Origin of the sequence: Burkholderia sp. AU27893 (assembly GCF_002223205.1) — a bacterium.
Lineage (GTDB): Bacteria > Pseudomonadota > Gammaproteobacteria > Burkholderiales > Burkholderiaceae > Burkholderia.
The window spans coordinates 506,879-530,502 of record NZ_NKFD01000001.1; the positions used below are offsets into that span (position 1 = coordinate 506,879).

The window sequence follows — 23,624 nt, forward strand, 5'->3', positions numbered from 1 at the left end:
CGGCCTCAGTCGGCGTCGCCGAGCGACGCGAGCAGTTCGGCCTGGTGTTCGCTGACCAGCGCGCTGATCAGTTCGTCGAGGTCGCCGTCCATGAGCGCCTCGAGCCGGTACAGCGTCAGGTTGATCCGGTGGTCGGTCATCCGGCCCTGCGGGAAGTTGTACGTGCGGATCCGCTCCGAGCGGTCACCGGAGCCGATCAGGCTCTTGCGCGTCGCGGCTTCCTTCGCGTGCTGCTCGTGATACTGCTTGTCCTTGATGCGTGCGGCGAGCACCTTCAGCGCGCGATCCTTGTTCTTGTGCTGCGAGCGGTCGTCCTGGCACTCGACGACGATCCCGGTCGGGATGTGCGTGACGCGCACCGCCGAATCGGTCTTGTTGATGTGCTGGCCGCCCGCGCCGGACGCGCGGAACGTGTCGATCCGCAGGTCGGCCGGATTGATCTCGACCTCGCCGATTTCGTCGGCTTCCGGCATCACCGCGACCGTGCACGCGGACGTGTGGATGCGCCCCTGCGTTTCGGTGGCCGGCACGCGCTGCACGCGATGGCCGCCCGATTCGAACTTCAGGCGCGAATACGCACCCGGGCCCGCGATCCGCACGATCACTTCCTTGTAGCCGCCGAGATCCGACGCGCTCTCCGACATCATTTCGACCTGCCAGCGCTGGCGTTCCGCGAAGCGCAGGTACATGCGCAGCAGGTCGCCCGCGAACAGCGCCGATTCGTCGCCGCCTGTGCCCGCACGGATTTCGAGGAAGATGTTGCGGTCGTCGTTCGGGTCCTTCGGCAGCAGCATCTTCTGCAGCTCGGTCTCGAGGCGGGCCATGCTTTCTCGCGCGCTGCGGATTTCGTCTTCCGCGAAGTCGCGCATCGACAGATCGCCGAGCAGTTCCTGTGCAGCCGTCTCGTCGCTGCGCGACTGGCGCCACAGCGCGTACTGTTCGACCACCGGGCCGAGTTCCGCATGTTCACGCGTGAGCTTGCGGTACTGGTCGAGGTCGGCCGTGACGTTTTCGCGGCTCAGCAGGTCGTTCAGTTCGGCCAGCCGTGTGGACAGCTGGTCGAGCTTGCGTTGCATGCTCGTCTTCATGGTGTGGAGCGGCGCTCCCGGGCAAGGGGTATTCGGAAAGGATAGGCCGGCGTGCGGCCGGCGGCAGGGCGATCGGCCGGCGCTAGTGGCCGGACTGGTCGCTCGAACGCGGGGCGTGCTGGTAGAAGCCGCGCATCAGGTCGATCAGCGAATCGCGATCGGCGCCGTTCACGCGGTTGAGCGCGCTCGTCGGGCCGTGGATCAGCTTGTTGGTCAGCGCCTGCGACAGCGCTTCGAGCACGGCGGCCGGATCGTCGCCGCGCGCGAGCAGCTTCTGCGCCTTGTCGACTTCGGCCCGGCGCAGTGCGTCGGCCTGCGTATGCATGTGACGGATCACCGGCACGACGCTGCGCGTGTCGAGCCATTGCATGAAATTCTGCACGCGCGTTTCGATGATCGTTTCGGCCTGCGCGACCGCGGCCTGGCGCGATGCATTGCCTTCGCGCACGATCGCGCCGAGATCGTCGACGGTGTAGAGGAACACGTCCTTCAGCTTGCCGACTTCGGGCTCGATGTCGCGCGGCACCGCGAGGTCGACCATGAAGATCGGCCGGTGGCGCCGTGCCTTCACCGCGCGCTCGACTGCGCCGAGGCCGATGATCGGCAGCGTCGACGCCGTGCACGACACGATGATGTCGAATTCGTGCATGCGGGTCGGCAGATCCGCGAGCGGCATCGCGCGGCCGTTGAAGCGTTCGGCGAGCCGCTGGCCGCGTTCGGCCGTGCGGTTCGCGACGACGAGTTCGCGCGGGCTTTGCGCGGCGAAGTGCGTCGCGCACAGCTCGATCATTTCGCCGGCGCCGATGAACAGCACGCGCTGATCCGACACCTTTTCGAAGATCCGTTGCGCGAGGCGCACCGCGGCGGCGGCCATCGACACCGACTGCGTGCCGATTTCGGTCGTGCCGCGCACTTCCTTCGCGACCGCGAAGGTGCGCTGGAACAGCTGGTTCAGATAGGTGCCGAGTGCGCCGGCTTCCGTTGCGGTGCGGACGGCATCCTTCATCTGGCCCAGAATCTGCGTTTCGCCGAGCACCATCGAATCGAGGCCGGATGCGACGCGAAACGCGTGCCGGACCGCTTCCGACTGCGGCAGCGCATAGACGTGCGGCGCGAGTTCGTCGACCGGGATCCGGTGATACTCCGACAGCCAGCGGATCGCGCCTTCGCGTGCCGCGCGATCGTCGGTCGCGCAATACAGTTCGGTGCGGTTGCAGGTGGAGAGGATCGCCGCTTCGGGCGTATTGGGCGCCTGGGGGCCGAGAAACACGTTCTTGAACGTGACGAGAGCCGGCTTGATCTGCTCGAGCGGAAACGCCACGCGTTCGCGCAAGGCGACAGGCGCAGTGTGGTGGTTGATTCCGATCGTGAGGAGTTGCATATCGAGGGCTATCGTTTAGCCCCATATTATAGCGTTTCAGCGATTTCCTCACTCGCTGCATACCGGGCATCAGCGTGGCGTGGCCGGGAATTTGGGGGCTCGATCGGCACGCGGTCGAGCTGATAGCCGTAGCCGTAGAGCGGCAGCAGCCGGTAGCCGCGCTCCGGAAGCAGCCGTAGCTTGCTGCGCAGCCGGGACGCATGGGTATCGAGCGTGCGCGACTTCATGTCGCGGCGGCGCGCCCACACCGTTTCGAGGATATGGGCGCGCGACACCGGCCGCGACAGGTTCGTGAACAGCAACTGCGCGAACCGGAACTCCTTCGGCGTGAGTGAAACGATTGCGTCGTCGAAGCGAACGAGGCAGTGCGTGGCGTCGAACGCGTATTCGCCATACATTTCGCGCGAGCGGTTGGGTGGCCGGCGCACGCCGGCACGCCGGCTCAGCGCGTTCACGCGCGCAAGCAGCTCGGGCCCGCTCACGGGGCGTACGAGGCAATCGTCGGCGCCCGCGTGCAGGCACGATACGATTTCGCTTTCGCGCGGCAGCAGCATCACGGCGATGGCCGGCAGCCCCGGCAGGACCGTCTGCGCACGCGGGATGACTTCCTCGGCCGGCTGGTCGCCGGCCCAGTGGCCGGTGATCAGCATGTCGCAGGTGTTGTCGGTGGCGAGCCACTCGAACAACGCCGCGCTGGACGGAAACGCATGGCACACATGACCGCCCGCAAAGAGCAGGCGGTTCAGGAGCGCGGCATGGCGCGCGTCCGGATCGATCAGAGCGATTCGCATGAGAATTTCTTCAATACGGCAGCCGGCGCGCGCTTGCCATAACGTCGAGTCGGCCCCTACACTCGAATGTTGGCGGCACCCGGCTGGTCTCGGGTTCGATGGATGAATCGATGCTAGCCGCTGGCAACGTTCACGCCTATGGGACGAATCTGAATTTATAGAAGGCGTCGAATGAACTGGTTTGGAATCCTTGTCCTGGGAGCGGCCGTCGGGCTGTTCGGCCGATGGCTGCATCCGATGCGGCGCACGGGCCGGCCGGCATGGTGGATCGCGGTGCTCGCCGGCATCGTCGGCGCGGGCGCGGCCCGCATGGCCGGCAATCTCTCGGGACTGTTTTACGATGGCGAGACGCTCGAATGGCCGGTCTGCACCGGTGTCGCGTTCCTCGTCGTAGCCGTGACGGTTACGCTGTCGGCCCGTCGCTGAATGTTCTCAGGTGAAATCATGAATGCCCGTCTTCCCGAAGTCTCGCCGGTGCCGGCCCGCCTCGCGCTGCTGCGTGGCGCCATGGCCCGCGAGGACCTGGCCGCCTATCTCGTGCCGTCCGCCGATCCCCATCTGTCCGAGTATCTGCCGGAGCGCTGGCAGGCCCGCCGCTGGCTGTCCGGCTTCACGGGCTCGGTCGGCACGCTGGTCGTGACCGCGGATTTCGCGGGGCTATGGGTCGACAGCCGCTACTGGGTGCAGGCCGAGGCCGAACTGGCCGGCACGGGCGTGCAACTGATGAAGATGACGGGCGGGCAGCAGAGCGCGCCACACGTCGACTGGCTCGCGCAGAACGTGGCGGCCGGTGCGGCGGTCGGCGTCGACGGCGCCGTGCTGGGCGTCGCGGCCGCACGCGGGCTGACGGGCGCGCTGAATGCGCGCGGCATCGCGCTACGTACCGATCTCGACCTGCTCGATGCAATCTGGCCCGAGCGGCCGGGCCTGCCCGGCGACGCGGTGTTCGAGCACGCGGCGCCGCAGGCCGACACGACGCGCGCGAGCAAGCTGGCCGAAGTGCGCCGCGCGATGTGCGCGCAGGGTGCGCAATGGCATTTCGTCTCGACGCTCGACGATCTCGCATGGCTGTTCAACCTGCGCGGCGCCGACGTCAACTTCAATCCCGTATTCGTTGCGCACGCAATGATCGGCACTGATCGCGCGACGTTGTTCGTCGCCGACGGCAAGGTGTCGCCGGCGCTGGCCGCGTCGCTCGCGAAGGATGGTGTCGACGTTCGCGCCTACGACGCCGCGCGCGCGGCGCTCGCGTCGCTGCCGGACGGCGCGACGCTGCTGATCGACCCGCGCCGCGTGACGTTCGGCACGCTCGAGGCCGTGCCGGCCGGCGTGAAGCTCGTCGAGGCCGTGAATCCGTCGACGTTCGCGAAGTCGCGCAAGACGTCCGCCGAGATCGAGCACGTGCGCGTGACGATGGAACACGACGGCGCCGCGCTCGCGGAGTTCTTCACGTGGTTCGAGCAGGCGGTGAACCGCGAGACGATCACCGAGCTGACGATCGAGGAAAAGCTCACGGCCGCCCGCGCCCGGCGCCCCGGCTATGTGTCGGCAAGCTTCGCGACGATTGCAGGCTTCAACGCGAACGGCGCGATGCCGCACTACCATGCGACGCCGGCCTCGCACGCGACGATCGCCGGCGACGGCCTGCTGCTGATCGATTCGGGCGGCCAGTACGTGACGGGCACGACCGACATCACGCGTGTCGTGCCGGTCGGCACCGTCAGCGACCTGCAGCGGCGCGATTTCACGATCGTGCTGAAGTCGATGATGGCGCTGTCGCGCGCCCGCTTCCCGCGCGGCATCCGCTCGCCGATGCTCGACGCGATCGCGCGCGCACCGATGTGGGCGGCCGGGCTCGACTACGGCCACGGCACGGGGCATGGCGTCGGCTACTTCCTGAACGTGCACGAAGGCCCGCAGGTGATCTCGCACTACGCGCCGGCCGAGCCGCACACGGCGATGGAAGAGGGGATGATCACGTCGATCGAGCCGGGCGTCTATCGTCCCGGCCAGTGGGGTATCCGGATCGAGAACCTGGTCGTGAACCGCGCGGCCGGGCAAACGGAATTCGGCGATTTCCTCGCATTCGAGACGCTGACGCTGTGCCCGATCGACACGCGCTGCGTGCTGATCGAGATGCTGCACGACGACGAGCGCGCATGGCTGAACACGTATCACGCGACGGTGCGCGAGCGTGTCGGCCGGCACCTGAGCGGCGATGCGAAGGCGTGGCTCGTCGCGCGCACGCAGCCGATCTGACACAACACGCGATCACGGCCGGACAACGGCCGAACGACACAACCGAGGGCAGGCAATGGCGGACACCGCAGTGATCGTGGTCGACATGCAGCGCGGGCTGGTGGAGCGGGCGCGGCCCGCTTACCGGCTCGACGACGTGGTATCGGGCATCAACCGGCTGACGGCGGCGGCGCGCGCGGCGAACGCGCCCGTGTGCTTCGTGCAGCACGACGGCGATGCGGACGACGACATCGTGCCCGGCACGCCGGGCTGGGAGCTGCATGCGGGGCTGGTCGTCGGGAACGACGACTGGCGCGTGCGCAAGCAGGTGAGCGATTCGTTTCACGACACGCCGCTTGCGGCGCAACTCGACCGCCACGGCATCCGTTCGGTGCTGATCTGCGGTTATGCGACCGAGTTCTGCGTCGATTCGGCCGCGCGCCGCGCGGCGCTGCTCGGCTACCGGACGACGGTCGTGTCCGATCTGCACACGACGAACGAGCGCACGCACCTGTCGGCCGCGCAGATCGTCGCGCACCATCACTTCGTATGGCAAAACAATTCGCTGTCGGGCAACCCGGTGACGCCGCGGCCGCTCGCGGACGTCCTTTCGACGGAGTTCGCATGACGATCAAGGCCGTGGTGTTCGATTTCGGCGGCGTGCTGATCGACTGGAGCCCGGAGTACCTTTACCGGGAGCTGATTCCCGACGACGCGCAGCGTCGCTGGTTTCTCACGCACGTGTGCGCGATGGACTGGGTGATCCGCCAGGACGGCGGGCAAACGATCGAGGAAGGCACGGCCGAGCTCGTCGCGAAGTTTCCGGAGCACGAGGCGCTGATCCGCGCGTTCTACGCGCGCTGGCACGAAATGATCGGCGGTGTGCTCGACGAAGGCGCCGCGCTCGTCGATCGACTTGAAGCGCAGGGGATGCCGCTGTTCGGGCTGACGAACTGGTCCGCGCAGACATTCCCGTATGCGTGGGACAACTTCCCGGTGCTGCGGCGTTTCAAGGAGATCGTCGTGTCGGGCCGAGTGAAGCTCGTGAAGCCCGATCCGGCAATCTACCGCGAGATGCATGCGCGGATCGAACCGCACCTGCCGGGCATTGCGCCGCACGAACTCGTATTCATCGACGACAACGCGAAGAACGCCGCGGCCGCGACGGCGCTCGGCTGGCACGGCATTCATCACACGAGTGCGGCGACGACCGAGGCGCGGCTGCGCGAACTGGGCGCGCTCGCGTAAGCGGCGGGCGAGCAGCCCGCCATCGGATAGAAAAAGCGGGCCAGCGGCCCGCTTTTTTGTTGTGACGCTTCCTGAAGCGGCCACCCTCGGCGACCGGCCCCGCGTTGCCGCGGCGCCGGGCACCCGGGTCGTGCCGGTCAGCGGCTGATCGGCTTGTAGCGCAGGCGCTTCGGCTTCGCGGCTTCCTCGCCGAGGCGGGCACGCTTGTCGGCTTCGTATTCCTGGTAGTTGCCGTCGAAGAACGTGACCTGCGAATCGCCTTCGAACGCGAGGATGTGCGTCGCGATCCGGTCGAGGAACCAGCGATCGTGCGAGATCACCATCACCGAGCCCGCGAATTCGAGCAGTGCGTCTTCCAGCGCGCGCAGCGTTTCGACGTCGAGATCGTTCGACGGTTCGTCCAGCAGCAGCACGTTGCCGCCCGAGATCAGCGTCTTCGCGAGGTGCAGCCGGCCGCGCTCACCGCCGGACAGGTTGCCGACGATCTTCTGCTGGTCGCCGCCCTTGAAGTTGAAGCGGCCGATGTACGCACGCGACGGCGTTTCGTACTTGCCCACCGTCAGCACGTCGGCGCCGCCCGAGATTTCCTCGAACACCGTCTTCGACCCGTCGAGCGCGTCGCGGCTCTGGTCGACGTAAGCGAGCTTCACGGTCGGGCCCATCACGACTTCGCCCGAATCCGGCTGTTCCTTGCCGGTCAGCATCTTGAACAGCGTCGACTTGCCGGCGCCGTTCGGGCCGATGATGCCGACGATCGCGCCGGCCGGGATCTTGAAGCTCAGATTGTCGATCAGCAGGCGGTCGCCGAACGACTTGCTGACGTTCTTGAACTCGATCACTTCATTGCCGAGGCGTTCGCCGGCCGGAATGAAGATTTCCTGCGTTTCGTTGCGCTTCTGGTATTCCTGGCTGCTCAGCTCCTCGAAGCGCGCGATACGGGCCTTCGACTTCGCCTGGCGGCCCTTCGGGTTCTGGCGCACCCACTCCAGTTCCTTCTTGATCGCCTTCTGGCGCGCCGATTCCGACGCTTCTTCCTGCTTCAGGCGCTCTTCCTTCTGGTCGAGCCAGCTGCTGTAGTTGCCCTTCCACGGAATGCCGTGGCCGCGGTCGAGTTCGAGAATCCACTCGGCTGCGTTGTCGAGGAAGTAGCGATCGTGGGTGACCGCGACGACGGTGCCCGGGAAGCGCACCAGGAACTGCTCGAGCCAGTCGACCGATTCGGCGTCGAGGTGGTTGGTCGGTTCGTCGAGCAGCAGCATGTCGGGTTTTTCGAGCAGCAGCTTGCACAGCGCGACGCGGCGCTTTTCGCCGCCCGACAGGTGTTCGATCCTGGCGTCCCACGGCGGCAGGCGCAGGGCGTCGGCGGCCACTTCGAGCTGCTGCTCGGGGCTGCCGCCGTCGCTCGACGCGAGGATCGCTTCGTACTTCGCCTGCTCGGCCGCGAGCGCATCGAAGTCGGCGTCCGGCTCTGCGTACGCCGCGTAGATTTCCTCGAGCTTCTTGTTGGCCTGGAACAGGTCGCCGAGGCCTTCCTCGACGGCTTCGCGCACCGTCTTCGTCGGGTCGAGCTGCGGTTCCTGCGGCAGGTAGCCGATGTTCAGGTTCGGCATCGGCGTGGCTTCGCCTTCGATGTCCTTGTCGACGCCCGCCATGATGCGGATCAGCGTCGACTTGCCCGAGCCGTTCAGGCCGAGCACGCCGATCTTCGCGCCGGGAAAGAACGACAGCGAGATGTCCTTCAGGATCTGGCGCTTGGGCGGCACGATCTTGCCGACCCGGTTCATCGTGAAAACGTATTGGGCCATTTCGGTGTGAAATTCAGAAGTGGTTGAGACTGCCGCGCAGCGCGCGGGCGTGGCGGCGTCGGGTGATTCGGTACGGAGCGTGCCGCGCAAGGCGCGGCGGCGTCGCCGCGTGCGGGCGGCGCGAGCGCCTATTGTACTTCGCCGCCGAGTGTCGCTGACAGCGGCGGGTGGCTGCAGCGGTGCGGATTGGCCATTCGGCCGAGGCTACAGCCACGCGGCAACGCCGCCGTGCCCCGAGCACGTGCCGCGCCGGTGGCGGCTGAAGCTGTACGTGCCGTCGCGACAGCGCGCGCTCGCGCCGTCGGGCACGCGGCCCGATTTCGAATGTGCGGGGGCGTGCACGGTGTCGCCGTCGCGGTTGCGGTACGTGTCGTGGCGGTCGAGATCGGCTTCGTTGCCGTAGCCGGGCGATGCGCGGTAGGCCTGCGCGGCAGGCGGTAACGCGGCACACGCGACAAAGAGCGCGGCGGACAAGGTCGCGATGCGTGTCGCGCGGCGGAGCAGGGCAGGCATGGTCTCTCTCGTCTGTCGTTATCGGTGTCGGGCCGCATGTTAGCCGATCGGCCGAGGAACCGCGCCGTGACGGACGGCGCTACGTCGTGCCGGACATCGATGCCGCGCCGTCGGCCAGGGCGGCGTCGAGGATCCATCGGCGGAATGCGGCGACCTTTGGCCGTTCCGCGTGGTGCGGCGGATAGACGAGGTAGTACGCGAAATCGTCGAGCCACGCGACGTCGGCGAGCTGCACGAGCCGGCCGCTCGCCAGCTCGCCGCGCACCATCGCGGCCGGCAGCAGCCCGGCGCCCTGGCCGGCGACGATCGCCTGCAGCAACAGGCCCGAGTCGTCGAATGCAGGGCCGCGCGGCGGGCCGAAATCGTCGATCCGCTGCGCGCCGAACCAGATGTGCCAGCCCTTGCGCTCGGCGTCGTGCAACTGCGGCCAGCCGACCAGATCGGCCGGCGTCGCCGGCATGCCGAGCCGCGCGACGAGTTCGGGCGACGCGAGCGCGACGATCTCCACCGTCAGCAGGCGCTCGCTGCACAGCCCGATGTAACGCCCGAGGCCATGACGGATCGCGACGTCGACGCCGTCGCGTGAGAAATCCGCCAGCGCGTGGCTCGTGACGACCTGCAGGTCGACGTCCGGGCAAGCTTCACAAAACTGCGCGAGGCGCGGGACGAGCCACGCGGATGCGAAGAATGGCGTGACGCTCACCGTCAGCACGCCGCTGTCGGCAGCGCCCGACACGCGCTGCGATGCATCGGCGATCTGCCTGAACGCGTTGCGCACCGGCGGCAGGTAGTCTCGGCCGGCGGCCGTGAGCAGGATGCCGCGGTTGACGCGCTCGAACAGCTGTACGCCGAGGTGCGTCTCGAGCGTGCGGATCATCTGGCTTACCGCGCCGGGCGTGACCGACAGCTCCTCGGCAGCCGCCTTCACCGACAGGTGGCGGGCGGCCGCTTCGAATGCGCGCAGCGGGTTGAGAGGCGGCAAGCGGGAACGATTCATTCAGTTTTTCTAAATCGAAAGTCCGACGAAATATCGTTTGAGACGATGCGTACGCGCGAGTACCGTTGACGCATCGGATCGCATGCTTCACGACTGCCTGTCGGCGGCCGGTGCGATCAACATAGTTCATCTATATCCACGAGGCAATCCGGGCGCCGCCCGGCGGCCGGGGGAACCTGAGAGGAGCATCGTCATGAACCGCCCGGGCGCATCGCGCGTTTTCTACGGCTGGTATGTGGTGGCGGCCGCGTTTGCCGTCACGTTCGTCGGTTTCGGCAGCGCATACACGTTCAGCGCCTTCGTCGAGTCGCTGCAGCGGGATTTCGCCGCGTCGCGCGGACAGATCTCGCTCGTGTTTTCGCTCGCCGGCTTCCTGTATTTCGGTTTCGGCATCGTCAGCGGGCCGCTGGCCGACCGCTTCGGCTCGCGGCAGCTCGCCGTCGCCGGGATGCTGCTGACGGGCATCGGGCTCGCGGCTGCGGGCGCCGCGCATACGCTGGTGCAGGTCTATGTCGCGTACGGGCTCGGTGTCGGTCTCGGCGTCGGCTGCGCGTACGTGCCGGCTGTCGGCGCCGTGCAGCGCTGGTTCGTGCGCCGGCGCGGCTTCGCGTCGGGGCTCGCGGTCGCCGGGATCGGCGTCGGCACGCTGGTGATGCCGCCGCTCGCGTCCGCGCTGATCGCGCACGTCGGCTGGCGCGGTGCGTATTTCACGCTGTCCGTGATCGCGGTCGTGATCGGCGCGGGGATGTCGCTGCTGATCGAGAACGATCCGCGCGGACGGGGGCTGCTGCCGGATGGGGAGGCGGCGCATGAGCAGGAGGAAGGCGGCGGCGCGAAAGTCACCGGGCGCGATGCAGGCGCTTCGATGTCCGGCGCGGCGGTGGGCCGCAAGCCGGTTGCGGCTTCGACGTCTGCCGGCGCGACAGTGCGCGAAGCGGTCACGTCGCGTCCGTTCGCGAGCCTCTACGCGGCATGCCTCATCTGCTCGTTCGGCGTGTTCGTCCCGTTCGTTCATCTCGTGCCGTACGCGCTCGATCATGGCGTCTCGTCATCGACGGCCGTGCTGCTGCTCGGCGCGATCGGCGTCGGCAGCACGGCCGGCCGCTTCTTCCTCGGCGGCCTCGCCGACCGTTTCGGCCGCCGCACATCGCTGCTCGCGATGTTCGCGGGCATGGCCGTCGCGCTCGTCGCGTGGGCCGGCGCCGGCACCGTCGCCACGCTTGCCGCGTTCGCACTCGGGTTCGGCGTGTTCTATGGCGGCTGGGTCGCCGTGCTGCCGGCAGTCGTGATGGACTATTTCGGCGGCCGCAACGTGAGCGGGATCATCGGCGTGCTTTATACGAGCGTCGCATTCGGCACGCTGATCGGGCCGACCGCGGCCGGCTTCATCTACGACGCGGGCGGCGGCTATCTCGTGCCGATCCTGGCCAGCGCCGCAGCGAATGCGATCGCCTTCGCGATCGTCGCCACGACAGGGCGTGCGTCGACGGTCGCACGTGCAGCGCGCGGATAGGCGCGCTTCGGCCGACGCACCATCGCGCGAATTCCGGTAGGGTGGCCGGACCGTGAACCGAAGGCATCCAGCCGGGAGGCCCCATGACATTCGACGAAGTCAGGCAGATCGCACTGGCGTGGCGCGGCGTCGAGGAAGGCACGTCGTACGGCACGCCCGCACTCAAGGTGAAGGGCAAGATGCTCGCGCGGCTGCGCGAGGACGGCGACACGCTTGTCGTGAAAGGCGTCGGCCCCGACGAGCGCGCGTGGCTGATCGAATCGGAACCTGACGTGTATTACGTGACGGATCACTACGTCGGCTGGCCGATCGTGCTGGTGCGGCTGTCGGTGGCCCGTCCGGACGCCGTGAAAAACCTGCTTCTGCGAGAATGGCGGGCCGTCGTCCCCGCCAAATGGCGTGACGAGATGACGAACGGAACGCACTGACGCGCCGTCTGCGACTGGCTCACCCGGTGCCGCCGGGTGTTTTCGGCGCGCTCGCGAGTCGTCACGAACGGTACAAGCGTTGCATCGATCGATGTCGATGCAACAAGTGGTTCCATCGAAATTCTTCAATTGGTTCTTAGTGAAGAACCGTTTGATGCTTACACTCCTTCGCTTCGAAGGCAGCTGACGAAAGCCGACGGAAAGGGCGCACGTGATGCGCCGGCGCCCTGCGTGCCGCATCGCACCCGCAGCTTCGCAGACTGCGTCGCGACCCGTTCCGGAACGGCCCCCGATCCGGCTGTGCGCCTGCATCCCGTGCAGGCGCCGCATCCGGCCCGGCTCAAGAACCACAATCCCCCGTGCTGCCTTCACGCGATACCCGGCCATACCGGAACCGTTTTTTGGAGAGAGACAGATGAGTGGAAGCAACACAGGCCTCGGTACGGGCCTGAAGCAGCGGCACGTGACGATGATGTCGATTGCCGGCGTGATCGGCGCGGGCCTGTTCGTCGGCTCCGGCCACGCCATCGCGGAAGCCGGCCCGGCGTCGATCCTCGCGTATGCGATCGCAGGGGTGCTGGTCGTGCTCGTGATGCGCATGCTCGGCGAGATGGCAGTTGCCCATCCCGACAGCGGTTCGTTCTCCACCTATGCCGATCGCGCGATCGGCCACTGGGCCGGTTTCTCGATCGGCTGGCTGTACTGGTGGTTCTGGGTGCTGGTGATTCCGATCGAGGCGACCGCCGCCGCGACCATTCTCAACGCATGGTTCCCTGGCGTCGCGACCTGGGTCTTCGCGCTCGGCATCACGCTGGTGCTGACGGTGACCAACCTCTTCTCGGTCAAGAACTACGGCGAATTCGAATTCTGGTTCGCGCTGATCAAGGTTGTCGCGATCGTCGTGTTCCTGTGCATCGGCGGGGCGGCGATCGTCGGCATCATCCCGGCGCCGGCCGTATCGGGCGTGTCGAACCTGTTCGTGCATGACGGCTTCATGCCGCACGGCGCCGGCGCCGTGCTCGCGGCGATGCTGACGACGATGTTCTCGTTCCTCGGCACCGAGATCGTGACGATCGCGGCCGCCGAATCGGACAACCCGCAACGCCAGATCGTGCGCGCGACCAACTCGGTGATCTGGCGTATCACGCTGTTCTATCTCGGCTCGATTCTCGTCGTCGCGGCCATCGTGCCGTGGAACGACCCGCTGCTGCCGAAGCACGGCTCGTATCAGCGCGCGATGGAGCTGATCGGCGTCCCGAACGCGAAGGCGATCATCGACGTGATCGTGCTGGTGTCGGTCGCGAGCTGCCTGAATTCGGCGCTGTACACCGCGTCGCGGATGCTGTTCTCGCTGTCCAAGCGCAAGGATGCGCCCGCGTTCCTGCACCGCACCGATTCGACCGGCACGCCGCGCGCGGCCGTGCTCGCATCCACCGCGTTCGGTTTCGTGACCGTGATCGCGAACTACCTGATGCCGGAACAGGTGTTCGGCTTCCTGCTGGCGACGTCGGGCGCGATCGCGCTGCTCGTGTATCTCGTGATCGCGATCTCGCAGCTGCGGATGCGCAAGACGCTCGAATCGACCGGCGCTGACCTGACGTTGCGGATGTGGTTGTTCCCGTGGCTCACGTGGGCCGTGATCCTGTTCATCTGCGGCACGCTGACCGTGATGCTCGTGAGCGAGGATCACCGGATGGAAGTGGGTGCGACGGCCGTGCTGGCGCTGATCGTGCTGCTGGCGTCGTGGCTGAACAAACGTGGTCGCGATGCGCAGGCGAGTGAAGGGCGGCGCGTGTCGGCGACTTGATGCCGTGAAGTGACGGCGGGCGGAAAGCCCGCGTCGTGAAAAATGGCCCGATCGGCGTTTGCCGGTCGGGCCATTTTTTTTTCCAATGTGGCAGTTGAAGCCGGGCGTGACGCGTTGTGAGAGGCGGCGAGCAAGACGTAACTAACGCGAAATAATCGAACTCGTCTGATTTCATCAGCAAAGATTTGCTCTTACATTGATCGCTTCGATTACCGGGGTGAATCGATGTATAAATCAATTTGGTGTCCTTTGTTGATGATCGGCATTATCAGGCAGAACCTGATATCCAATTGCCCGATCGATTCGTTCCCTCGTGCGTCGTCTGTATCGAAGTCGAAGCAGTGATCGAGCGTTCGACACCTCGCGTCAGCATAGCTTTCGCCGCCCGTGACGGTTTCCAGCTCAAGGGAACCTATTTCCCGGCGTCCGACGGTGATCGTTCCCCCGTGCTCATCTGTCCTGCGACAGGAATTCGGCAATCTTTTTATTTCCCGTTCGCGGATTGGTTGCGCAAAGACGGCCACTCGACGTTTGTATTCGATTATCGGGGAATCGGCGCGTCGCTCGATACGGGTCACGTCCGCTGGTCCCAGGCGCGAAAACAGGACTGGGGGCAGTTGGACATGCCTGCGGCGCTCGACTGGCTCCTTGGCGAAACCGGTGCGCGCGGCGCACATTTGATCGGGCATAGCGCGGGCGCACAACTGGTCGGCCTGATGCCGAATCATGCGTCGATTCGTTCGTTATGTGCCATCTCGGCATCTTCAGGGTATGTCGGCAACATTCGCTGGCCAAAGCGTTTCGCGGCCTTGCTGCTTGCCCATCTGTATGTGCCGATTTCCGTTCGACTGCTCGGTTACGTTCCGGCCAGGGTACTCGGCTGGGGTGATGATCTGCCGCCGTGCGTCGGACTTCAGTGGGCCCGATGGTGCCGTCGGCCGGGATATGTGGCGAACGAATTCGGAGCAGGGGTGGCACGCCACTACTACGACGAATTTATCGCTCCCGTCACCGTTGTGGCCGCAACCGACGACCCGCTTGCCACGCCGGCCAATATTGCAGATTGGCTGCGCCTGCTGCCGAGCGCCAAGTCCGATGTCCACTTCATCCATCCAGAAAATCCCGACGGCCGAGCAATTGGGCACGTCGGCATGTTCCGCCGCGAGCATTCGTCGCTGTGGCCGGAACTCACCAGAGGATTGCTGCGCTGACCGCGCGTGTCGATCCGACCAGCGCAAGGCAGGTATGCGTTTGTCCTGAACGGATCGAAATCAGACAAGCAGTTCCGGTCGTGACTAGGCTGGTGCGCCGAAAAGAAAAAAGCCCGCAGAAGCGGGCTTTCCACTGAGGCGATAACGCAACGCTCAGACGTTGAACAGGAAGTTCATCACGTCGCCGTCGTGCACGACATATTCCTTCCCTTCCGCGCGCATCTTGCCGGCTTCCTTCGCGCCTTGCTCACCCTTGTACGTGACGAAATCGTCGAACGCGATCGTCTGCGCACGGATGAAGCCGCGCTCGAAGTCGGTGTGGATCACGCCCGCTGCCTGCGGAGCCGTGTCGCCGATATGGATCGTCCATGCGCGCACTTCCTTCACGCCCGCGGTGAAGTACGTCTGCAGGCCGAGCAGCTTGAAGCCCGCGCGGATCACGCGGTCGAGGCCCGGCTCTTCCATGCCCATGTCGGCGAGGAACGCTTCCTTGTCCGCATCGTCGAGATCGGCGATTTCCGCCTCGATCGCCGCACATACGGCCACGACCGGCGCATTCTCGCTTTCCGCGTACTTGCGGACCGCGTCGAGATGCGGGTTGTTCTCGAAACCGTCGTCCTTCACGTTGGCCACGTACATCGCCGGCTTCGCGGTGATCAGGCAGAACGGCTTGATCAGCGCCGCTTCGTCGTCCGACAGTTCGAGGCCGCGCACGGCCTTGCCCTGGTCGAGCTGAGCGCGCACTTTTTCGAGCACCGCGACGAGCTTCGCCGCTTCCTTGTCGTTGCCGGACTTCGCCGCCTTCGAATAGCGCGTGAGCGCCTTCTCGACGGTGCCGAGGTCGGCGAGCGCGAGTTCGGTGTTGATCACTTCGATGTCGTCGATCGGGCTGACCTTGCCGGCGACGTGAATGACGTTCTCGTCCTCGAAGCAGCGCACGACGTGCGTGATCGCGTCGGTTTCGCGGATGTTCGCGAGGAACTGGTTGCCGAGGCCTTCACCCTTGCTCGCGCCCGCGACGAGGCCCGCGATGTCGACGAATTCGACGACGGCCGGCACGACACGCTCCGGCTTGACGATCTCCGAGAGCGCCTTCAGGCGCGTATCGGGCACTTCGACGATGCCGACGTTCGGCTCGATCGTGCAGAACGGGTAGTTCTCGGCGGCGATGCCGGCCTTGGTCAGCGCATTGAACAGGGTGGACTTGCCGACGTTGGGCAAGCCGACGATGCCGCATTTGAGACTCATGGAATCCTTCGGACGGGTAAGGCGGCGCGGCCGGACAGGGCACGGCGGCGCGGGAAAAAAGGGCGGCCGGCGCTTGGGGCGCGGCGGGCCGACGGTCAAAGACGCTATTGTACCGTGCCGACGCCCCGGATTCCGGGCGGGCGCCGAACGGCCGATGCGGCGGGCCGCCGCGCCGCCGCATCGCCCTGCGATTCTGCTGATTTCCCGCAAAGTCCGGCCGCGTAAGGGTTTGGCCCCGCGGCTATAATGCCCGCCATGACTGCCCACCACACCTTCGACGTCGCCGTGGTCGGCGGCGGGCTCGTCGGCAAGACGGCCGCGCTCGCGCTGACCCAGTCCGGCTACAAGACAGCCTTGCTCGCCCAGCCGGCCACGCCGCGCCCCGCCGATCTCGCCTTCGACACGCGCGTCTACGCGCTGTCCTCCAGTTCGCAGGCGCTGCTCGAGCGGCTGCGCGTCTGGCAGGCGCTCGATCACAGCCGGCTTGCGCCGGTCTACGACATGCGCGTGTACGGCGACGCGCACGCGGAACTGCATTTCTCCGCGTACCAGGCGTCCGTGCCGCAACTCGCGTGGATCGCCGAATCGTCGCTGGTCGAGGCGTCGCTCGACGCCGCGCTGCGGTTCCAGCCGAACCTCACGTGGTTCGATGCGCGCGCTCAGGGCTTCGACGTGCGCGACGACGCGGCCGTGCTCACGCTGTCGTCGGGGCAGGTGCTGGAGGCGGACCTCGTCGTCGGCGCGGACGGCGCGCATTCGTGGGTGCGCTCGCAAATGGGGGCCAAAGTCGAGCGGCGCGACTACCGGCAAACCGGCGTCGTCGCGAACTTCAAGGCGTCGCTGCCGCATCGCGAGACCGCCTACCAGTGGTTCCACGAAGGCGAGATCGTCGCGCTGCTGCCGCTGCCGGACGGCCATGTATCGCTCGTCTGGTCCGCGCACACCGCGCATGCGGACGAATTGCTCGCACTCGATCCGGCGCAGCTCGCGGCCGAAGTCGAGCGCGTGTCGCACGGCCAGGTCGGCACGCTCGACTGCGTGACGCCGGCTGCCGGCTTCCCGCTGGCGCTGCAGACGGTCGACAAGCTGATCGCGCCGCGCGTCGCGCTCGTCGGCGATGCCGCGCACCTGATCCACCCGCTCGCGGGGCAGGGGATGAACCTCGGCCTGCGCGACGTCGCGGCGCTTGCCGACGCGATCGCGGGCAAGGAAAGCTTCCGCAACCTCGGCGATACGGTGCTGCTGCGTCGCTACGAGCGTTCGCGCCGCGAAGACATCCGCGCGCTGATGGTCGCGACCGACGGGCTGCAGCGGCTGTTCGCGGTGCCGGGCTCGCTCGCGAAGGCCGTGCGCAACGCAGGCATGGCCTTCGTCGGCGCGCAGCCGCTCGTGAAGCGCTGGCTCGTATCGGCCGCGCTCGGCTGATCGATCGAACCTTCGGCCGCTTCGCCGGTCGGACACGGTTCCGTTACGGCGTACACTGTGCCGTGCACTCCGATTGAGCTGAAGGAAGATTTCAATGAAAAAAACGATCCGCATCGCATCGCTGGCGCTGGCCGTCACGATGGCGACGCTTGGCTGCACCGCGCAGGCCGACCAGACCACCGACAAGCTGAAAGCAACGCTGCAGGCTCGCCTCGGCAGCGACGCGCCGATCAAGAGCGTGTCGAAAGCGCCGGTCGCCGGCCTGTACGAAGTCAACCTCGGCTCGCAGATCATCTATAGCGATGCGGCAGGCGATTACGTGCTGCTCGGCGATCTCGTCGACACCAAGACGCACAAGAACCTGACCGACGCGCGTCTGTCCGAAATCAACAAGATCGACTTCGCGAGCCTGCCGTTCGCGAATGCGATCAAGGTCGTCAAGGGCAACGGCGCCCGCAAGATCGCCGTGTTCTCCGATCCGAACTGCCCGTATTGCAAGAAGCTCGAGACGACGCTGCAGTCGGTCGACAACGTGACCGTCTACACGTTCCTGTACCCGGTGCTGTCGCCGGATTCCACCGCGAAGTCGAAGGCGATCTGGTGTGCGACCGATCGCGCGAAAACGTGGGAGGGCTGGATGCTCGACCACCGCGCGCCGTCCGGCGCCGGTACTTGCGACACGACCGCGCTCGACAAGAACCTCGCGCTCGGCCGCGGGATGAACGTCACGGGCACGCCGACGATCTTCCTGCCGGACGGCCGTCGCCTGCCGGGCGCCGTGTCGGCCGACCAGCTCAACCAGGCGCTCGCCTCGAGCAAGTAACCGACCACCCGCCGGGCCGCATGGCCCGGCCAGCGAGGGGCGCCCGCATCTGCCGGCGCCTCTCTTCGTTTCCGCCGCCGTATTCGACCGACCGATTGCCACGATGACCCAGCCGATCCGCTATTCGATTGTTCCGAAAGATCTTGCCGCGCACCTGTTCGAAGTGTCGGTGACGGTCGCCGATCCCGACCCCGAAGGCCAGCGCTTTTCGTTGCCGGTGTGGATTCCGGGCAGCTATCTCGTGCGCGAGTTCGCGCGCAACATCGTGACGCTCGGCGCGTTCAACGACGCAGGCCGCAAGGTGCGGATCGCGAAGACCGACAAGCACACGTGGCAGGCCGCCCCCGTGAACGGCACACTGACGCTGCGCTACGACGTATATGCGTGGGATCTGTCGGTGCGCTCCGCGTATCTCGACGAATCGGGCGGCTTCTTCAACGCGACGGCCGTGTTCCTGAGCGTTGCGGGCCACGAGGAGGCGCCATGTGAAGTCGACATCGCGAAGCCGGCCGGCGCGGCGTTCCGCGCATGGCGCGTCGGCACGTCGCTGCCCGAGGCGCGCGGCACCAAGCGTTACGGGTTCGGCGCCTATCGCGCAGCGAACTACGACGAGCTCTCCGACCATCCGGTGACGATCGGCGAATTCGCGCTCGCGACGTTCGACGCGCACGGCGTGCCGCACGACATCGTGATCGCGGGGCGCGTGACGCAGCTCGACCTGGAGCGCCTGCGCACCGACCTGAAGCGTGTGTGCGAAGCGCAGATCGGGCTGTTCGAGCCGAAATCGAAGAAAGCGCCGATGGACCGCTACGTGTTCATGACGCTGGCGGTCAGCGACGGCTACGGCGGCCTCGAGCACCGTGCGTCGACCGCGCTGATCTGCAACCGCACCGACCTGCCGGTGAAGGGGCGGCCCGAAACGACGGAAGGCTATCGCACGTATCTCGGGCTCTGCAGCCACGAGTACTTCCATACGTGGAACGTGAAGCGCATCAAGCCGGCGGCGTTCGTGCCGTACGACCTGTCGAAGGAAAACTACACGTCGCTGCTGTGGCTGTTCGAAGGCTTCACGTCGTATTACGACGACCTGATGCTGGTGCGCAGCGGGCTGATGTCGCAGGACGAATATTTCGCGGCGCTCGGCCGTACGGTCGGCGGCGTGCTGCGCGGCACGGGGCGCCTGAAGCAGAGCGTCGCCGAAAGCTCGTTCGACGCGTGGATCAAGTACTACCGCCAGGACGAGAACGCGACCAACGCAATCGTCAGCTACTACACGAAGGGTTCGCTCGTCGCACTCGCCTTCGATCTCGCGATCCGCGCGCAGACGCGCAACAAGAAGTCGCTCGACGACGTGATGCGCCTGCTGTGGCAGCGTTACGGCCGCGATTTCTACCGCGGCAAGCAAGCGGGTGTCGAGGAGAACGAAGTCGAGGCGCTGATCGAAGAGGCGACGGGCGTCGCGCTCGGCCGCCTGTTCGCCGATGCCGTGCACGGCACGCGCGACCTGCCGCTCGCCGAACTGCTCGCACCGTTCGGCGTGACGCTTGCGCCCGATGTCGCGAACGGCGCGATCGCGAAGCCGACGATCGGCGCGCGCCTGCGCGGCGGCGCGGACTGCACGTTCGCGGCCGTCTACGAAGGCGGCGCCGCACATCGCGCGGGGCTGTCGGCCGGCGACACGCTGATCGCGGTCGACGGGCTGCGCGTCACGGGCACCAACCTCGACGCACTGCTCGCGCGCTACCGGCCCGGTGACAAGGTCGAGGTTCACGCGTTCCGCCGCGACGAGCTGCGCACCGCGAAACTGAAGCTCGACGGCCCGGAAGTCACGCGCTACCGGCTGACGGCGGCCGCGAAGCCGGCTGCGGTTTCGAAGGCCCGGGAGGCCTGGCTGAAGGGTTGAGCGGTCTGAAGCGGGTATCGGGGCGCGATCAACGATTGTTCTGCTGCTGCAACAATCCGTCGCCCTGAACCCGCTTTTTCGCGGTCATGCGGCCACGCACAATGGCGTCACTCGCGCTACCAAAGCGCAACCCTACTGGAGCCTGACATGACGACCATTCTGCAAATCAATTCCGCCGCGCGTTCGCAAGGTGCGCAATCCACGCTGCTGGCCAACGAACTGACGGCAAAGCTGCAACAATCGAACCCCGGCGCGAACGTCGTGGTTCGTGACCTGCTGGCCGATGCGCTGCCGCACCTCGACGAATCGGTGCTCGGCGCGTTCTTCACGCCGGCCGACAAGCGCACCGCGGAACAGAATGCGATCGTCGCGAAGAGCGATGCACTGATCGCCGAACTGCAAGCTGCCGACATCATCGTGATCGGCGCACCGATGTACAACTTCGGCATCTCGTCGCAACTGAAGACGTACTTCGACTGGATCGCCCGTGCAGGCGTCACGTTCCGCTACACCGAGAACGGTCCGGAAGGCCTGATCAAGGGCAAGAAGGTTCACGTGGTGACGGCCCGTGGCGGCAAGTACGCCGGTACGCCGAACGACAGCCAGACCCCGTACCTGCGTACGTTCCTCGGCTTCGTCGGCATGACCGACGTGAACTTCATCTTCGCGGAAGGCCTGAACCTCGGCGCGGAGGCGCAAAGCGCAGCGCTGGCTGGCGCACGCGAAGCGATCGCCGCCGCGTAAGGTCGATGCGGGTGCGCCGCACCCGCCGCATCGCCCGATAAAAAAACGCCGCGTCCCGAAAGGGGCGCGGCGTTTTTGCATGCCGGCTGGCGTGGCGAACGGACGGCGGCGCGGCGGTTACGCGAGCGTTTCCGCCACTTCAGGCAGGCGCCAGTCGATCGGTTCGCGGCCTGCCTCGACCAGATAGTCGTTCGCGAGCGCGAAATGGCGGCAGCCGAGGAAGCCTCGGTGCGCGGACAGCGGCGACGGATGCGGCGCCTCGAGCACGCAGTGCGCGCTGGCGTCGAACAGCGCACGCTTCGCCTGCGCGTGGGCGCCCCACAGCATGAAGACGAGCCCCTGATGGCGGCCGGCGAGTTCGCGGATCAGCGTGTCCGTGCACTGCTCCCAACCGCGCTTCGCATGGCTCGCGGCGGCCCCGCGCTCGACCGTCAGCACCGTGTTGAGCAGCAGCACGCCCTGGCGCGCCCAGGTGTCGAGGCAGCCATGGCGCGGCGTGTCGTGGCCGAAGTTCGCGGCGATTTCCTTGAAGATGTTGCGCAGCGACGGCGGCGTGCGCACGGCCGGCGGCACCGAGAACGCGAGCCCGTGCGCTTGCGGCGTGCCGCGATCGTCACCGTGGTACGGATCCTGGCCGAGGATCACGACTTTTACGTCGTCCGGGCTCGTCAGGCGCAGCGCGCGGAACACGTCGGTCGGGTAGACCGTCTTGCCGGCCGCACGCTCGTCATCGACGAAGCGGCACAGCGGCGCATACGCGTCGCTGTCGGTAAAGGGTTTCAGCACATCGCGCCAGACTGGCGGCAGCGCGTCGAATTGCGCGGCGAGGTGCGGGACGTCGGCGGCAGCGGGCTGCGGTGCCGTCGGGGCCGCAGCCGGAGCCGCGGTTTTCTTTGCGGGCTTGCGTCCGGCCGTGGGCGCTTCGGGCGCCGGCGGCGGAATATCGGCCGGTGCCGTTTCCGGCACGGGATCATCGAACAGCGACGCCTGTTGCGGCGCGCGGGAAGTCTTGCGGGTTGCCATGCGTGATGCGGGTTATTGCGCGCGCAGCCGGTAGCCGCGCTGCGCCTTGCTGATGTTTTCGGGAACGAGGCCCGGCAGCGCTTGCTGCAATTCGGCGGCGAGCGTTGCGAGTGCTGCCTCCGGGCCGTCGATCAGTTCGAGTTCGATTTCGCTGATCGGTTCGCGGCGCGTTTCGTGTTCCGCCTGGACGACGATCTCGCCGAGGTCCACCGCGGCCTCGACCGTTGCGCCGCCGATTGCGATGCGCCACAGCGTACGCGAAAAATCCGTGCGGAACAGCGCCGACAGCGTGCCGGCCGCGTCATTCAACGCGGCGGCGGCTTCCGGCACGTCGCAGGCGGCGACGAGCGCGTCGATCTCGAGCGCATCGCCGGCGACCGGCAGCTCCCACTCGTGGCGGCGATGCAGGCCGCCTTCCGCGCTACCGACCGTCTTGAATGTCTGCAGCCAGCCTTGCGGCGTGCGGCGCACGCGCACCGCGCTCTTCGAGCGGGCCAGCGCGAGATCGGGCGTATCGTAATAGACGTTTGCGAGCGTGATGTCGCGACCGGGTTCGCCGGTCAGCGTCTCGAAGAAGCGTCGCGCGGCGTCGGCCTGGCCGGCCGGCAGCGCGAGCTTGATTTCCTTTTCGATCGCCATCAGAAGAACATCCGTGCGAGTTCCTCGCCCGGCTGCTCGGCGCGCATGAACGCCTCGCCGACGAGGAACGTGTTCACGTTCGCCGCACGCATCGTGTCGACGTCGGTGCGCGACAGGATGCCCGACTCGGTCACGACGATACGATCCGCCGGAATCATGTCGAGCATGTCGAGCGTGTTCTGGATCGACGTCTCGAACGTACGCAGGTTGCGGTTGTTGATGCCGAGCAGCGGCGTCTTGAGCGTCAGCGCCTGTTCCATCTCGTTGCGGTCGTGTACTTCGACCAGCACCGCGAGGCCGAGCGAGTGCGCATACGCTTCGAGATCCTGCATCAGCGGCGTGTCGAGCGCGGCGGCGATCAGCAGGATCGCGTCGGCACCCATCGCGCGGGCTTCGATGATCTGGTACGCGTCGACGATGAAGTCCTTGCGCAGCACCGGCAGTTCGCAGGCCGCGCGCGCTTGTTCGAGAAAGCGGGCGCTGCCCTGGAAGAACTGCTCGTCGGTCAGCACCGACAGGCAAGCGGCGCCGTGCGCTGCATACGAACGCGCGATGTCGGCTGGCACGAAATGCTCGCGCAGCACGCCCTTCGACGGGCTGGCCTTCTTGATTTCGGAAATCACGGCCGCGTGGCCGGCCGCATGCTTCGCGCGCAATGCGCCGACGAAGTCGCGCAGGTCGCGTGCGGACGCTTCCAGTTTCAGTGCCTCGAGCGGTGCGCTGCGCATGGCCGCCGCGACTTCTTCGCGCTTGACGGCGATGATTCGGTCGAGAATGTCGCTCATGTGGATTCCTGCTT

General features: G+C 66.7%; 22 protein-coding genes. 12 read left to right on the plus strand and 10 right to left on the minus strand.

The window, feature by feature from the left end:
* Positions 1-5: 5 nt before the first annotated feature.
* The 3 genes from prfA to CFB47_RS02405 form a co-directional block, all read right to left on the minus strand.
* Positions 6-1,088: a peptide chain release factor 1 gene (prfA, locus tag CFB47_RS02395; RefSeq protein ID WP_089460383.1), complete on the minus strand. Its 1,083-nt coding sequence runs from the start codon at positions 1,086-1,088 to the stop codon at positions 6-8.
* 82 nt (positions 1,089-1,170) lie between these two features.
* Entirely contained in the window at positions 1,171-2,469 is a 1,299-nt protein-coding gene (gene hemA / locus CFB47_RS02400) for a glutamyl-tRNA reductase (RefSeq protein ID WP_089460384.1), read from the minus strand.
* A gap of 26 nt (positions 2,470-2,495) precedes the next feature.
* Positions 2,496-3,260, minus strand: coding sequence for a response regulator transcription factor (locus tag CFB47_RS02405; protein WP_089430538.1), 765 nt, complete (start codon positions 3,258-3,260; stop codon positions 2,496-2,498).
* A gap of 171 nt (positions 3,261-3,431) precedes the next feature.
* On the opposite strand from CFB47_RS02405, the gene CFB47_RS02410 reads away from it, so the two are divergent.
* The 4 genes from CFB47_RS02410 to CFB47_RS02425 are packed head-to-tail and all read left to right on the plus strand — an operon-like array spanning position 3,432 to position 6,746.
* Positions 3,432-3,686, plus strand: a complete 255-nt coding sequence (locus CFB47_RS02410; RefSeq protein WP_039352130.1) for a hypothetical protein — start codon at positions 3,432-3,434, stop codon at positions 3,684-3,686.
* 18 nt (positions 3,687-3,704) lie between these two features.
* On the plus strand, positions 3,705-5,519 hold the full coding sequence (locus tag CFB47_RS02415; protein WP_089461330.1) for an aminopeptidase P family protein: 1,815 nt from the start codon (positions 3,705-3,707) through the stop codon (positions 5,517-5,519).
* Between the two features lie 55 nt (positions 5,520-5,574).
* Positions 5,575-6,126 (plus strand): cysteine hydrolase family protein, encoded by a 552-nt coding sequence (locus tag CFB47_RS02420; RefSeq protein WP_089455508.1) that lies wholly within the window; start codon positions 5,575-5,577, stop codon positions 6,124-6,126.
* Positions 6,123-6,746, plus strand: a complete 624-nt coding sequence (locus CFB47_RS02425) for an HAD family hydrolase (protein WP_089455509.1) — start codon at positions 6,123-6,125, stop codon at positions 6,744-6,746. The genes CFB47_RS02420 and CFB47_RS02425 overlap by 4 nt, the downstream gene beginning before the upstream one ends.
* Before the next feature lie 137 nt (positions 6,747-6,883).
* Here the strand turns inward: CFB47_RS02425 and ettA are convergent, their stop codons facing one another.
* The 3 genes from ettA to gcvA form a co-directional block, all read right to left on the minus strand.
* Positions 6,884-8,551 carry an energy-dependent translational throttle protein EttA gene (gene ettA, locus CFB47_RS02430; protein WP_089439125.1) on the minus strand — a complete coding sequence of 556 codons (1,668 nt, stop codon included), beginning with the start codon at positions 8,549-8,551 and terminating at the stop codon, positions 6,884-6,886.
* Between the two features lie 204 nt (positions 8,552-8,755).
* Entirely contained in the window at positions 8,756-9,064 is a 309-nt protein-coding gene (locus CFB47_RS02435) for a DUF3761 domain-containing protein (protein WP_089460385.1), read from the minus strand.
* 79 nt (positions 9,065-9,143) lie between these two features.
* A complete protein-coding gene (gene gcvA / locus CFB47_RS02440) occupies positions 9,144-10,061 on the minus strand; it encodes a transcriptional regulator GcvA (RefSeq protein WP_089460386.1) in 918 nt (305 codons plus the stop codon).
* 193 nt (positions 10,062-10,254) lie between these two features.
* On the opposite strand from gcvA, the gene CFB47_RS02445 reads away from it, so the two are divergent.
* The 4 genes from CFB47_RS02445 (at position 10,255) to CFB47_RS02460 (ending at position 15,020) form a co-directional block, all read left to right on the plus strand.
* A complete protein-coding gene (locus tag CFB47_RS02445; protein WP_089460387.1) occupies positions 10,255-11,574 on the plus strand; it encodes an MFS transporter in 1,320 nt (439 codons plus the stop codon).
* Between the two features lie 83 nt (positions 11,575-11,657).
* Positions 11,658-12,002, plus strand: coding sequence for an MmcQ/YjbR family DNA-binding protein (locus CFB47_RS02450; RefSeq protein ID WP_089460388.1), 345 nt, complete (start codon positions 11,658-11,660; stop codon positions 12,000-12,002).
* 415 nt (positions 12,003-12,417) lie between these two features.
* Positions 12,418-13,809, plus strand: coding sequence for a GABA permease (gabP, locus tag CFB47_RS02455; protein ID WP_046544846.1), 1,392 nt, complete (start codon positions 12,418-12,420; stop codon positions 13,807-13,809).
* Positions 13,810-14,051: 242 nt separating this feature from the next.
* The gene (locus tag CFB47_RS02460; RefSeq protein WP_256946635.1) at positions 14,052-15,020 is read left to right on the plus strand and encodes an alpha/beta fold hydrolase; all 969 of its coding nucleotides are present in this window, start codon (positions 14,052-14,054) and stop codon (positions 15,018-15,020) included.
* Between the two features lie 153 nt (positions 15,021-15,173).
* Here the strand turns inward: CFB47_RS02460 and ychF are convergent, their stop codons facing one another.
* Positions 15,174-16,268, minus strand: a complete 1,095-nt coding sequence (gene ychF, locus CFB47_RS02465) for a redox-regulated ATPase YchF (protein WP_089439131.1) — start codon at positions 16,266-16,268, stop codon at positions 15,174-15,176.
* A 246-nt stretch (positions 16,269-16,514) separates the two neighbouring features.
* Here ychF and CFB47_RS02470 point away from each other — a divergent pair, with 246 nt between their 5' ends.
* From CFB47_RS02470 to CFB47_RS02485, 4 genes are all read left to right on the plus strand, one after another.
* Complete coding sequence (locus tag CFB47_RS02470; RefSeq protein WP_089424390.1) at positions 16,515-17,693, plus strand: UbiH/UbiF family hydroxylase; 1,179 nt, start codon at positions 16,515-16,517, stop codon at positions 17,691-17,693.
* A gap of 94 nt (positions 17,694-17,787) precedes the next feature.
* Positions 17,788-18,516: a DsbC family protein gene (locus tag CFB47_RS02475; protein ID WP_039362328.1), complete on the plus strand. Its 729-nt coding sequence runs from the start codon at positions 17,788-17,790 to the stop codon at positions 18,514-18,516.
* Between the two features lie 103 nt (positions 18,517-18,619).
* Positions 18,620-20,419 (plus strand): M61 family metallopeptidase, encoded by a 1,800-nt coding sequence (locus CFB47_RS02480; protein ID WP_089460390.1) that lies wholly within the window; start codon positions 18,620-18,622, stop codon positions 20,417-20,419.
* Between the two features lie 147 nt (positions 20,420-20,566).
* Positions 20,567-21,163 (plus strand): FMN-dependent NADH-azoreductase, encoded by a 597-nt coding sequence (locus CFB47_RS02485; protein WP_089439134.1) that lies wholly within the window; start codon positions 20,567-20,569, stop codon positions 21,161-21,163.
* A 117-nt stretch (positions 21,164-21,280) separates the two neighbouring features.
* Here the strand turns inward: CFB47_RS02485 and CFB47_RS02490 are convergent, their stop codons facing one another.
* From CFB47_RS02490 to trpC, 3 genes are read right to left on the minus strand one after another with little or no spacing between them, the layout of a single operon-like run.
* The gene (locus CFB47_RS02490) at positions 21,281-22,186 is read right to left on the minus strand and encodes a uracil-DNA glycosylase (RefSeq protein ID WP_089439135.1); all 906 of its coding nucleotides are present in this window, start codon (positions 22,184-22,186) and stop codon (positions 21,281-21,283) included.
* Positions 22,187-22,198: 12 nt separating this feature from the next.
* On the minus strand, positions 22,199-22,825 hold the full coding sequence (locus CFB47_RS02495) for a CYTH domain-containing protein (RefSeq protein WP_089439136.1): 627 nt from the start codon (positions 22,823-22,825) through the stop codon (positions 22,199-22,201).
* Positions 22,825-23,610: an indole-3-glycerol phosphate synthase TrpC gene (trpC, locus tag CFB47_RS02500; protein WP_089460391.1), complete on the minus strand. Its 786-nt coding sequence runs from the start codon at positions 23,608-23,610 to the stop codon at positions 22,825-22,827. Before trpC ends, CFB47_RS02495 begins: the two co-directional genes overlap by 1 nt.
* Positions 23,611-23,624: the final 14 nt, after the last annotated feature.